We start from the raw sequence: 11,964 nt of genomic DNA, 5'->3' as shown, positions 1-11,964 counted from the left end.
TATCTGTCAGATAAAGTATCACTTGTGAAATCTAAGGTGGAATTGCTATGAAAATGATGACCTGCAAGGAGTTAGGAGGCGCCTGCGATGTGCAGTTTCGTGGGGATAACTTTGAAGAGGTGGCGGAGCTTAGCAAGATGCACGGAATCGAGATGTATCGAAAAAATGATGTACAGCACTTGCAAGCTATGAAAAAAATGCAGGATTTGATGAAAGATCCAGAATCAATGCAGAAGTGGTATGAGTCAAAGAAGGCGGAATTTTCAGCTCTCCCGGATTGTAAATAGAAAAATTAGTATTTTATGGGTGGAGATTGATTTGGCCTAATAATCCTATCTATTTAAGATTGGCGACCCTTCACAGGGTGCCTCTTTTTGGTTTCAACGGCCTTCCAAAGAGGTCGCATTAACAACCGGGCAAACGCAAAGCCGACAAAAAACAAGTTACAGATATAGGCTAAAAAATAAGGGCCAAACTCTCTTTCGAAAAATATGCCAGTAGCGTTGAGGGTGCTGACGATAACTACCGATGAAGCGATACTGAAAAGCCCATAGTAGGTAACTTTCATTACAATAGACACAAATTTAAAGTGTCTTTTTTTCCACAGATAGACAATAAAGCCTGTGGTGGCTATTCCCATCAAGGAGCTGCTTGTAGACCAAACATAGCCAGCATCGATACGGAAGTTCAAAAGTGCCAAAGAAAAGGCGGCGAGCAGTGCGCTGAATAGGCTGATATAGACAATCATGGCCAGGGACACCACATGACCCCTAGAGATACTCTCTATTCTCCTTGATTGAAATGTGGCAACCATTGCCGCAAATCCTGCCAGCACTATGGATATTTCAATAATGACAAGCAATTGATCGATTTGTACCGACAGTTTTTCCATCTTCCGCTATTGTCCCAAGCAGAAAGGTTAAATAGGAAAGTTGATAACAGTATATGAGTGAAATGGAGAGCTGGTAAGTTGTTTCCCGTCTCACAATTAGCTTTATTTTAACCCGCTTGCTATATGGTTAATAATTGTTGTTAGGTGTCGGTGTCCAATGGTTGGCGCCACACTTTTAGCTGAAAATTAGCCGGACGCCGCCGTTTTCTCCTTGTCGGTTCGGCCTAGTTCATTTTCTTTAATAGCTACCCATAATGGGCGCATAAGCAGTCTTGAAAATGCATAACCGACGACAAATAGGTTGCAAACAAAGGATAAAAAATACGGCCCATACTCCCTGTTGAAAACGATCCCTAGCGCATTCATGATATTGATAATAACTACTGAGCCGGCAATGCCGAAAAGAAGGAAATAGGTAACCTTGGCAACAATTGAAACAGATTTGAGTCGTTTCTTTATCCATAGATAGCCGATAGAAAACGACGTAGCCACACTCATGGCAAAACTGCTTACTGACCACAGGGTGCGATCAGCGAGATCAAAATTGGATAGAGTCAGGGTGAAGGCAGCCAGTAATGCGTTGATCAAACTGATATAAATAATCATCGCGAGGGATACAATTCTTCCTTTGCCAAGATTTCTGCCTTTTCTGGGTTGGAGCGTGCCAACTATTGCAGCAAAGCCTGCCAGAATAATACAGCATTCAAGAACGACAATTAGTTGGTCTAACTCCTTCAATATTGCCTCCCTCACTGCTTTATTTAGCTGAAATTTTGAAGCCCAGGGAAATATCCATAAATATAGTAGCGGTAGTAAGCTGCGTTTTGAGTGGTGCAAACCTTTTTACTTTCCAGAGGTTTTTTCTGGTTGTTAAATCATAAACAAAAAAGGCGACTAAAAAGCCGCCTTTTTGATTAAAAGTACTTTTCCGGTTTAGGCTAGCGGATCGGCGTCTGCATCGTAGGGAAGTTCCTCGATATCCAAAGTGCGGCCATCTTTCAAGTGTAAGGTTTCACCTGCGGCCACTTTGGCGATGGTGAGTACGGCGAGTAGCTGAATGCCTTCTTTGCTATGGCAGGCTTCCACCAGATTGCCAATACTTTGCTTTCCATCTCCAAAGATCTCCATGCCCGATTCAGGGAGATCCCCTGAAGCGCAGCTGGCCCGGTAAAGGCGACGTTTGGCGGCGCCGCGGAATTGCATACGGGCAATTACTTCCTGGCCGGTATAGCAGCCTTTTTTAAAACTCACGCCACCGAGCAGGTGCAGGTTGGTCATCTGCGGGATAAACATCTCTGTCGTGGCGGCGTCCACCTGGGGGATACCGGCTTCAATTTGACGCATTTGCCAGCAGTCATAGCCGGTAGCTTCACACTCTGGTGATAGCTTTTGCCACAGTTGCTGGACCTTGCTGGTGGGTACCAGGATGGCTAGTTGCAGGTCGGTAATACATTGGGCAACGCAGCGCTCCCCTTCGAAGTCAAATAGCTTCACCTCGCCGACAGAGGGTTGCTCGAAGCCCAGCAGTTTGGAGGTGCGTTCTGCCACATCGCGCCCCTGCAGGCCTAACCAGTGGGTTTCATCACTGATGTCGTGCAGCTCTGTCTTGAAAAAGACGGCGTACTTGGCCAGCGCTTGCTGGGCGATGGGGGCCAAATCCTTTGGCAACCGGAAGATGAATTCACTTTGCGAAAGTTTCAGTGCACTAAAAGCACTGATCATACGCCCCTTGGGGTTGCAGTGAGCTCCCAGGGCGCTGTGTTCATCGGGAAGGTTGATCAAGTCACAGGTGAGCTGCCCCTGTAAGAACTTCTGGCTGTCGGGTCCGGTAATGGAAATAGCTCCGATTGGGCCCAGGTCCAGCAGGTGCAAACTCTGAGGGTCCTCGCGACTGGTGAGAGGGAAATGAGCTTTGCCGCCCTCCCAAATGGCGCCCTCGTTGCTGAGAAAATCCTGCCACTGTTGCTGATCCATAATCCTGCCACCTGCATTTGTATTCGGGGCATAATTTGGGGGTCCTTCGCGCCCTTTTCAAGTTTGGTGGGGCAGGGGGTATACTGCGCTTTTTATCTGGTTGGAAAGAAGTATGGATCGCAACCGCCTGTTTTGGGCCAGTCGCCGTGGCATGTTGGAATTGGATCTGGTTTTGCTGCCGTTTCTGGATAATGTTTACGAGACCCTGGAGCCAGAGGATCAGCAGCGCTATATCCGCCTGCTTGATGAGCAGGATCAGGATCTGTTCGCCTGGTTCTTGCGTCGAGAAGACCCGGCTGACCCGGACTTGAAGCGTATAGTGCAAATCATCCGTGACAACACCGGACTCCAGGAATAGCTCGACACCCCCGCTTTATGAGCGCAGCGCCCGCTTAAGTTGCGTCGTTGCGCCTTCCTTTCTTTTGCATTTGCTCCTTTTGCTGATCACCTTCCTGGCGATCTTACTGGTCTGGTTGTGTAACCTGCCTTTAGTGTTATCAGGGCTGGCGAGCCTTTTTGTTATGGTTTACGCCGGGATAGAGTGGCGCCGGGTGAAAACTGTGAGCGGCCATTTATCGACCCGTGAGCGAAGGTGGTTTTGGCACCCTGATGGCGCAGATCGTCGCGAATTCCAGTTTGTAAATGAGCTGGTGTTGTGGTCTTGGTTGGTGGTGATAAATGGTCGGGACAGGGCTGGGCGCCGGCTCCGTTTGGTGTTGGCCAAGGATATGCTGGCGCCGCAGGATTGGCGCAGGCTACAAGTGGCACTGCGCTATTCCCGCTAGTTAGCTGGGTTGCCGTGGCGGGCCCAGTTGGCTAAAAATTGGTCGGTTAAATAAATTGGCGTTGGCCGGCAAAGTTCTCTGGCACCAAAATCGTGTCCATAGCAAGTTCACGCAGTTGGGGGTAGTCGAGGGAGTAGTGCAGCCCCCGGCTCTCGCGGCGATCCAGGGCCGAACGAATAATCAATTCCGATACCAGGGAGAGATTGCGCAGTTCAACCAGGTCGCTGCTGATGCGGTAATTGGCGTAGAACTCGCGAATTTCTTTCTGCAGCAACGTTACTCGGTGTTGTGCGCGCAAGAGTCGCTTGCGGGTGCGCACAATGCCTACGTAGTCCCACATAAACCGGCGCAGCTCATCCCAGTTATGGGAAATCACTACATCTTCATCGGAATCGGTGACTCGCGATGCATCCCAGTCAGGAGATGGGCGGGGCGCCTGTACCATACCCAGGTGCTCATCGATATGCAGGGCTGCTGAGCGAGCGTAAACCAGACACTCTAACAGCGAGTTACTGGCAAGGCGGTTGGCGCCGTGTAAGCCGGTAAATGTCGTTTCGCCAATGGCGTAGAGCTGGTCCAGATCTGTACGCCCATGGCGATCGACCATAATGCCGCCACAGGTATAGTGAGCTGCAGGCACCACTGGAATAGGCTCTCGGGTGATATCAATGCCATATCGAAGGCAATTGTTATAAACCGTTGGGAAGTGATCGCGGACAAACTGAGGATCTTTGTGGGAAATGTCCAGATAGAGGCAATCTGCCCCCAGCCGCTTCATTTCGTGGTCGATAGCGCGGGCGACGATATCCCGTGGCGCCAACTCTCCTCGCTTGTCGAAGCGGTCCATAAACCGGCTGCCGTCGGGAAGCTTGAGTACAGCGCCTTCACCGCGTAAAGCCTCTGTTACCAGCAGGGCTTTGGCCTTGGGATGGTAAAGGCAAGTGGGGTGAAATTGATTGAACTCCATATTGGCCACGCGGCACCCGGCGCGCCAAGCCATTGCGATTCCATCGCCGCTGGCACCGTCCGGGTTACTGGTATAAAGGTAGGCCTTGCTGGCCCCTCCGGTGGCCAGGACGACGGCTTTAGCCTGGATCAGCTCGACCTCATCGTTGCTCTTGTTGAGTACATAGGCGCCGGCACAGCGAAATCGGCCTTTATCTGGATCTGGCTGGCGGATTAGATCGATGGCAACATGGTGTTCGAAACAGTCGATATTGGGGCTGTTTAGCACCTTGGTGATCAGGGTGCTGTGTACCGCTTGGCCGGTGGCATCGGCGCTATGAATAATGCGCCTGTGACTGTGCCCCCCCTCTTTAGTGAGGTGGTAGCCCTGCTCCTCGCGGGTGAAGTCCACCCCTTGATCGATTAACCAGCTGATCGCAGCAGTGCTCTCCTCTACGGTAAAGCGCACTGAAGCGGGGTGGCAGAGTCCTGCACCCGCGTCTAATGTGTCTGCAATATGCGACTCAACCGAATCCATCTCATCCAGCACTGCAGCGATGCCTCCCTGGGCGAACCAGGTGGAGCCATCTTGCAATCTCTGTTTGGAGAGCAGGGCCACGCGATACTGGGAGGCGAGATGCAGGGCCAGTGTAAGGCCTGCTGCACCGCTTCCAATTACGAGAACGTCGTAGTTTGCCTGGGCATTCATAGATTTCAATTATGTTTAAGGGTCGCGTAGTATAGCGCCTCCTGATTATTCGTCGATTTGACGTGGAACTTATGTCCTATTGTCATTGTCATCAACACAGTAAAAGAAACGCCTGCGCCGGTGGCCCCGCAGTCAAATTTTGTGGCGCCCGCAGTGTGGCTGGATATGGGAGTTGGGGATGACAGCGCATCAGGCGTCAACGAGTGACCGTGAGCTGGTAGAACGGGTACAAAAAGGGGACAAACGCGCTTTTGACCTTCTTGTACTCAAGTACCAGCACAAAATTGTTGCTGTAGTGAGTCGGTTCATTAAGGACCACAGTGAAGTACAGGATGTAACCCAAGAAGCTTTTATTAAGGCTTATCGTGCTCTTGCCAATTTTCGCGGCGAGAGTGCTTTTTACACCTGGATGTATCGGATTGCGATCAATACCGCCAAGAATCACCTGGTTTCCCGCAGTCGTCGGCCGCCATCTTCCGATGTTGAGCTGGAAGATGCTGAGTTTTACTCGGGTGCTGACCTGCTGCGTGACAACGAGACACCTGAAAGTCAGATGTTTCGCGACCAGCTGGAAGCGGCGGTGCATCGCGCTATTCGCGCACTGCCAGAGGATCTGCGCTCAGCGGTAACGCTGAGAGAGCTTGAGGGACTGAGCTACGAGGAAATCGCCGAGGTTATGGGATGCCCGGTGGGAACTGTGCGCTCTAGAATATTTCGCGCACGGGAGGCGATAGACCGGACAGTCCAGGCCGTGATGGCCGGCGAGCCGGAAACACTGGGTGACAGGGGTTAAAATTGCGGAAAATTTTCCCAGTCGGGGAAACCAACCGCTCAGACTCCGGTCATAACATGTAACCAAATATGGTGCTTGTGGGCACCGAATAAATGATTGCACAAGAGGGTTAACCCCTATGTCCCACGGGAATCATCAGGAACGTCTTAACGAGTCGCTCTCGGCGCTCATGGATGGCGAAGTCAGCGAACTGGAGCTGCAACGGCTTCTGAAGGCCAGCGCGGCCTCTGAAGAGTTCGGTGAGCGCTGGTCGCGTTACCAACTTGCGGCGAGTGTTATGCGCCGCGAACAGGTCGCGCCGGTCGACATCGGCCTTGCAGCGAGTATTTCTGCCGCCATCGATGAGGAAGAGCCTCTGTCGCAAAACGGCAATGGGGGATCTGCGGTTACTGGAAATTTGGTCAACAATCGCTGGTGGCGTCCGCTGTCCCGTGGTGCTGTTGCTGCGACGGTGGCTTTTGCTGCCATTTTGGGTGTGCAGCAAATGACAGATTCTCCGCAGAACACCATCCAGGGGGGGAGCCAGCCAGTAGCATCGGTTGAGCGTGAAGCCCAACCAGTGGTTCAGTCTGCTCCGCAGCCTTCCGGTTTTTATGTGCCCGCTCCCTCTACGCGCTCTGTGAGCACTGCGGCTCCCCGCTTTGTACCCGAGCAGCGCACAGGTGTTGTGGGGCAGGCTGTAATACAGCAGGCACCAACCCCCGAGTTGATGCGCCACCTGAATCGCGTAATGATTCAGCACTCAGAACAAGCCGCTCATGTGGGCAGTCAGGGCATGGTGCCTTTTGCTCGCGCCACTTACGGCGAACAAGTTGGAATGTAGTGTGACGAAAGTCGAAACCAGGGGGCGCCGAATCCTCAGTGGGATTCTCAAGGCCAACGGTCTACTGTTGGCCTCCTCGTTATTGGCACCCATGTCATTTGCCCAGGTTGACACTGGGGTCGAACCCAGTGCCCCCACCACTATCAATCTCGATATGAGTACTGCTCCCGCAGCAGCCCCGGCTGTTGTGGAAGTTGCTATGACGGACGGGGGCTCGGGAGAGGTGGAAGGTCCCGCTGCGGTACCGGCCGTTCCAGCAACTGCAACTCCAGAAAGTGCTGTTGGCGGCGTGCCGGCGCAAGAGGCGGTGACATCTGGCGTAGTTAACCTCAACCCTGCAGCGCAGAGCGGCATGGTAAGCCCGGGTGTGGTGAGTAATAACGAGGTTGAGCATTGGCTAGCCAAGTTGGCAAAGGCAGTAACTGAGCTTGAATACAGTGGTCTGGTGACCTTTGAGCATGCGGGCCTCCTGGAGACTTTGCAGGTTGTTCACGCGGTTCGAGAAGGTGAGCAGGTAGAGCGCGTGCGCTACCTCAGTGGTGAGCCTAGAGAGTTGATCAGCCACGGCAGTGCCGGAAATTGCGATGTCAGTGCTTCGCCAAGAAATCGTGCTACAGCATGGAGCTCGGCGGGCCAACAACAGGCTCAGCGCGCCTACCAATTTATCTTGCGGGGTGAGGAGCGAATCGCGGATCGCGATGCTGTTGTGATTGAGGCGCGACCGAGGGATCGCTATCGCCTGGGCTTGGTAGTGAGTCTCGATAAACAGACTGGGCTGCCGTTGAAGACCATGCTGGTTAGCACTCAGGGCCGCGTACTGGAGCGTTACCAGTTTGTACAACTGGATCTCTCCCCTGTAGAGGATGCCGCACTACAGGCGGTCTCGAATAATGCCCGGCGCATCGACAATCGGAATGAGTGTACGGCTTCACAGAGCCGCTGGCAGGTGGGCTGGTTGCCCGACGGTTTCAGGGTAGTGTCCGTCAAGCCCTTATCTGATGGCGATATGATGGTGTTTAGCGACGGGCTGGGAGTGTTCTCTGTATTTGTCCAGCGCCTCGGTCCAGAACTTGAGGGTTTTAAAGGCCGCGCAATCCGCGGAGCCACAACAGCCTATATGGACCGCTTGGAAATTGAAGGTGTTGCTTACACTGTAACAGTGGTGGGTGAAATCCCCGAAACTACAGCGCGCCGTGTTGCCAGCTCAATTACCGCAAAGAGCTAAGTGAGCATATAGGTGCTTCAAGAGCGTGGTCGGGTGGTGGCCATAGAGTCCGATGCTATCTGGGTGGAGACCACCCAGAGTAGCGCCTGTAATGGCTGTTCTACCAAGTCCAGCTGTGGGACCGGATTGCTGGGCGATCTGTTTTCTTCTTCGACCCGCGTTAAAGTAGCTCTCAACGGTTTTTCCGCAGATAAAATCCACCTCAATGATGTGGCGGTAATTGGTATTACCGAGAATGCCCTGACCAGTAGTGCCTTGCTGGTTTACCTCGTCCCCTTGATGTCCCTGGTGCTAGTTGCACTGATTGGGGATTCGCTCTTCGCTGAAGCCGGTGCTGTAATTGGGGCCTTGATCGGTCTGGTCTTCGGTGCTTTGGGAGTTCGCTGGTACAGTAGGTCCCAGTCGCAAAACCCCACCTACACCCCTGTACTTCTGCAGATTGAGCCCTCCCAAAAGAAATAGTCCGTCGCCTCCGCCTTCGCCAGCTAGCCCTCGTCTCCCTGGCCTAAACTGAGAGTTCCTTTTATTGCCTGGAGGCTCTGCCAATGAGGGCTCGCTGTTTTGATGAGCGCTGGCCTCTACGTACTGCATTTGTCATCTCTCGTGGCGCGCGCACTGAGGCTCAAGTTGTGGTGGTGGAGCTTAGTGATGGTGAAGTCTCTGGCGTCGGTGAGTGCACGCCTTATGCTCGCTATGGAGAAAGTGCTGCCTCTGTTTTGCACCAGCTGCAGCCAATGCTCAAAGAGGTGAGTGATGGGTTGACCCGAGAGCAATTACAGCTGCGTATGCCTGCCGGAGCGGCGCGAAATGCATTGGATTGTGCGCTGGCAGATTGGGAGGCTAAAAAAGCGAGGCGTCTACATCCGGCTCCGGATTTTCTCCCTACCGTACAGACATTAGTTGTTGATAGTCCCGAGGCAATGGCAAGTGCTGCGAAAATTGCTGTGACGGCGGGAGCTGATGTTCTCAAGTTGAAACTTGATGACCAACATGTGCAAGAAAGGGTGTCGGCAGTACGCTCTGCAGCACCGGATGCCAGGTTGGTGATTGATGCCAATGAGGCATGGCGAAAAGAGACCTTGTTACAGAGATGTCATGATTTAAGTGAGCTGGGGGTGGCGATGCTTGAGCAGCCACTTCCTGCGAGTGAAGATGAATTTTTGGAGAGCTTTGAGCACCCGCTGACGATTTGTGCGGACGAGAGTTGCCATACTCGGGAAGATCTGCCGAAGTTGCTCAAACGCTATGAGATGGTCAATATCAAGTTGGACAAAACTGGCGGGATTACCGAGGCCCTGGCACTGGCAGATGAAGCGACTGATCTCGGCCTGGAAATTATGTTGGGATGTATGCTTTGTACCTCTCGGGCTATCCGAGCAGCCTGGCCCTTGGGAAGTCGAGCGAGCTTTCTGGACCTGGATGGGCCCACCTGGCTGGCCAGCGATGTGGAGCCCCCTCTGCTTTTCAAGGCGGGTAGAGTTTATTGGTCGTAAGTCAGCAGATCGATTAGCGCTTGCAGATAGTCTTCACTTGCCGCATCAGCTGATATTGGGGGGAATTCAAGGGTAATGCAGGGCAGTGTTTGTTCTGCGCACCAGGTGCCGAATGATCCTGGGGTCTGGTAACCCACATCTCCAACCAGAGGCAGCTTGAAATCACTGGCAAGCTGCATGCCCAGAGGGCTGTTGCTGGGGTCCTCGACACAGGCAAGGGGCTCGTGAATGGAAACGGTCCAGGTCGGTCCCAGCTTTGCAAACAGCTGGCAAAGTGCAGAGGTCTCGGGTTCAGAGGCGGCGCTATCACCTGTACTTAACCGAACATCGCGTTTTTCCGCAGCACTGTTCCACCGGTAGACATTGCCACTGCCATCCCAATTTGCAGTGGCAAAGTTGCGGTTGAGATCCACGCCGCGTGCGTTGGCCCTGGTGCCCAGCTGGCAGCCATCCGGATTGACAGCGAGGATTACGTGATGTCTCAATGAATTGGTGGCGAGGGCCCGCAACGCGCAGGATAGAGCGACGACTGCGGCGACTTCATCTCCGTGGGTGCCGGCCATTATGAGGCCGTGGTGGGTGCCGGTTTGCGCGGGAAAATAGAGTAGGGGGGCGCCCAAAACACTTTGGCCGTAGAGCTCGGTGGGCAGGTGAAACTGACCGCGTTCTGGGCGCGGGCGCATTTCGGACATCGTTAACTCTTTACACAGTTTTACAGTCTGTTGTAGAACTTTGGTGACTAGATCGCCACTAAGTCGTTACTGAGAGTCCCTAAGGGGCTGGACAAGCCAAGGCTCGCCCTTGAAAGGACTCGAAAATCCAATGGTTTCATATTAGAAGGGATCACTAGGGGTAACAAACCTATGGTTAAACGTTGTACACAATATCTACTGGTTCTTTGTCTGTTGGTTTCCGGGGCTGCCAGTGCCCGTGGACTACCCGAACTTACGGAGTTAATCGAAGATAACTCTCCGGCAGTCGTCAAAATCAACACGGTTGATCGCAACCGCACTAGTCGCAGTAGTCAGCCGCAGCTTCAACAGGAAATTCCCGATATCTTCCGCCACCTTTTCGAGCCGCGCCAGCGCCAGCAGCGCCCGGTAGCGAGTATGGGGTCCGGCTTTATCATCTCTGAAGACGGTTATATCGTAACCAATAATCACGTGGTCGATGGTGCAGACCAGGTAACCGTTACATTGACTGATCGTCGCGAGTACGAGGCGCAGGTTATTGGCAAGGATGTGCGCTCCGACCTGGCCCTGTTAAAGATCGACGCGGAAGACCTGTCGTCAGTACGCTGGGGGGATTCCGAAGAACTGCAGGTGGGAGAATGGGTTGTCGCTATTGGCTCTCCCTTCGGCTTGGACTACTCCGCAAGCGCCGGGATCGTCAGTGCGATGGGGCGCAGTATCCCCAATGAGAGCCGCGAGAATTACGTTCCTTTTATCCAGACAGATGTCGCAATTAACCCCGGAAATTCCGGAGGCCCGCTGTTTAACCTGGATGGCGAAGTAGTGGGTATCAACTCTCAGATCTATACCCGCAGTGGCGGTTCTATCGGACTCTCTTTCGCTATTCCCGCAAGCCTTGCCCAGGATGTGGTTGCCCAGTTAAAGGAAAAAGGGCGGGTGGATCGAGGATGGCTCGGAGTAGGAATCAGTAATGTCGACCGCAATATGGCGGAAGCCATGGGCCTTGGTAAGCCCGCCGGCGCCCTGATCGATCAGGTGAGTCCTGGGTCGCCCGCAGCTCAAGCGGGAATTATGCCCGGTGATATCATTTTGCGATTCCATGGTCAGAAGATAGGGGTTTTTGGCGACCTGCCGCACGTTGTAGGGCAGATTCGACCGGGTACACAGGCCCAGGTGGAGTTGATCCGCAATCGTAAACCCGAGCGTCTGAGTGTTACTGTCGGCACCCTGCCGGGTTCTGAAGATGAAGCGAGGCAAGTGGCAGCCAATCCCAGCTCTGGAGTGGGTGGGCGCCTGGGTGTCGTGGTTGAGGAAATTCCCGATATCCTGAAGCAGCGCTGGAATGTGGAAACTGGGGTGCTGGTGAAACAAGTGATTCCAGGCAAGCCCGGTGCCAAAGCAGGTTTGCGCAGTGGCGATATCATCGCGCAACTTGGTTTTGAAGAAGTTGGCGACATTAGTGACTACAAAACTGTCGTCAAGGATCTGCCGGAGGATGAGCTATTGCCGATTCGCTTCTTCCGGGCCGGGCAGTCCACTTTCCGTACAATTAAGATCGAAAGCTAGCCGCTTTCCAGCGATTGGTGGCCCATTGGGCCACCTAGCTCTCACCTCTGTCCATGAGTTCTGTTAG

General features: G+C 53.3%; 14 protein-coding genes. 9 read left to right on the top strand and 5 right to left on the bottom strand.

Annotated elements, in window-relative coordinates; genetic code table 11:
* Positions 1 to 47 precede the first annotated feature (47 nt).
* Complete coding sequence (locus ACG1BZ_RS16380; protein ID WP_413662758.1) at positions 48 to 287, top strand: DUF1059 domain-containing protein; 240 nt, start codon at positions 48 to 50, stop codon at positions 285 to 287.
* 53 nt (positions 288 to 340) lie between these two features.
* Here ACG1BZ_RS16380 and ACG1BZ_RS16375 read toward each other — a convergent pair whose 3' ends face one another.
* The 3 genes from ACG1BZ_RS16375 to ACG1BZ_RS16365 form a co-directional block, all read right to left on the bottom strand.
* The gene (locus ACG1BZ_RS16375; protein ID WP_413662757.1) at positions 341 to 892 is read right to left on the bottom strand and encodes a hypothetical protein; all 552 of its coding nucleotides are present in this window, start codon (positions 890 to 892) and stop codon (positions 341 to 343) included.
* A gap of 186 nt (positions 893 to 1,078) precedes the next feature.
* Positions 1,079 to 1,630 (bottom strand): hypothetical protein, encoded by a 552-nt coding sequence (locus ACG1BZ_RS16370; protein ID WP_413662756.1) that lies wholly within the window; start codon positions 1,628 to 1,630, stop codon positions 1,079 to 1,081.
* Positions 1,631 to 1,825: 195 nt separating this feature from the next.
* Positions 1,826 to 2,866 carry a YgfZ/GcvT domain-containing protein gene (locus ACG1BZ_RS16365; protein WP_413662755.1) on the bottom strand — a complete coding sequence of 347 codons (1,041 nt, stop codon included), beginning with the start codon at positions 2,864 to 2,866 and terminating at the stop codon, positions 1,826 to 1,828.
* Between the two features lie 112 nt (positions 2,867 to 2,978).
* On the opposite strand from ACG1BZ_RS16365, the gene ACG1BZ_RS16360 reads away from it, so the two are divergent.
* Together ACG1BZ_RS16360 and ACG1BZ_RS16355 are read left to right on the top strand one after the other, a co-directional pair.
* Positions 2,979 to 3,224, top strand: coding sequence for a succinate dehydrogenase assembly factor 2 (locus ACG1BZ_RS16360; RefSeq protein ID WP_282931952.1), 246 nt, complete (start codon positions 2,979 to 2,981; stop codon positions 3,222 to 3,224).
* On the top strand, positions 3,199 to 3,651 hold the full coding sequence (locus tag ACG1BZ_RS16355; protein ID WP_413662754.1) for a protein YgfX: 453 nt from the start codon (positions 3,199 to 3,201) through the stop codon (positions 3,649 to 3,651). The genes ACG1BZ_RS16360 and ACG1BZ_RS16355 overlap by 26 nt, the downstream gene beginning before the upstream one ends.
* A gap of 46 nt (positions 3,652 to 3,697) precedes the next feature.
* On the opposite strand, the gene nadB is transcribed toward ACG1BZ_RS16355, so the two are convergent.
* Positions 3,698 to 5,305, bottom strand: a complete 1,608-nt coding sequence (gene nadB, locus ACG1BZ_RS16350) for an L-aspartate oxidase (protein WP_413662753.1) — start codon at positions 5,303 to 5,305, stop codon at positions 3,698 to 3,700.
* Between the two features lie 178 nt (positions 5,306 to 5,483).
* On the opposite strand from nadB, the gene rpoE reads away from it, so the two are divergent.
* From rpoE to ycjG, 5 genes are all read left to right on the top strand, one after another.
* Entirely contained in the window at positions 5,484 to 6,098 is a 615-nt protein-coding gene (gene rpoE / locus ACG1BZ_RS16345) for an RNA polymerase sigma factor RpoE (protein WP_282931954.1), read from the top strand.
* 118 nt (positions 6,099 to 6,216) lie between these two features.
* A complete protein-coding gene (locus ACG1BZ_RS16340; RefSeq protein ID WP_413662752.1) occupies positions 6,217 to 6,921 on the top strand; it encodes a sigma-E factor negative regulatory protein in 705 nt (234 codons plus the stop codon).
* A 1-nt stretch (position 6,922) separates the two neighbouring features.
* Positions 6,923 to 8,146 carry a MucB/RseB C-terminal domain-containing protein gene (locus ACG1BZ_RS16335; RefSeq protein WP_413662751.1) on the top strand — a complete coding sequence of 408 codons (1,224 nt, stop codon included), beginning with the start codon at positions 6,923 to 6,925 and terminating at the stop codon, positions 8,144 to 8,146.
* Between the two features lie 12 nt (positions 8,147 to 8,158).
* The gene (locus tag ACG1BZ_RS16330) at positions 8,159 to 8,608 is read left to right on the top strand and encodes a SoxR reducing system RseC family protein (protein WP_413662750.1); all 450 of its coding nucleotides are present in this window, start codon (positions 8,159 to 8,161) and stop codon (positions 8,606 to 8,608) included.
* Between the two features lie 83 nt (positions 8,609 to 8,691).
* On the top strand, positions 8,692 to 9,639 hold the full coding sequence (gene ycjG, locus ACG1BZ_RS16325) for an L-Ala-D/L-Glu epimerase (protein WP_413662749.1): 948 nt from the start codon (positions 8,692 to 8,694) through the stop codon (positions 9,637 to 9,639).
* Here ycjG and mpaA read toward each other — a convergent pair.
* A complete protein-coding gene (gene mpaA / locus ACG1BZ_RS16320; protein WP_413662748.1) occupies positions 9,627 to 10,331 on the bottom strand; it encodes a murein tripeptide amidase MpaA in 705 nt (234 codons plus the stop codon). The genes ycjG and mpaA overlap by 13 nt on opposite strands.
* A gap of 171 nt (positions 10,332 to 10,502) precedes the next feature.
* On the opposite strand from mpaA, the gene ACG1BZ_RS16315 reads away from it, so the two are divergent.
* Positions 10,503 to 11,897, top strand: a complete 1,395-nt coding sequence (locus ACG1BZ_RS16315) for a Do family serine endopeptidase (RefSeq protein ID WP_413662747.1) — start codon at positions 10,503 to 10,505, stop codon at positions 11,895 to 11,897.
* Positions 11,898 to 11,964: the final 67 nt, after the last annotated feature.

The organism is Microbulbifer sp. CNSA002 (assembly GCF_047324085.1).
In the GTDB taxonomy this organism is placed as follows: Bacteria; Pseudomonadota; Gammaproteobacteria; order Pseudomonadales; family Cellvibrionaceae; genus Microbulbifer.
This window is presented reverse-complemented; position numbering and strand designations above follow the sequence as displayed.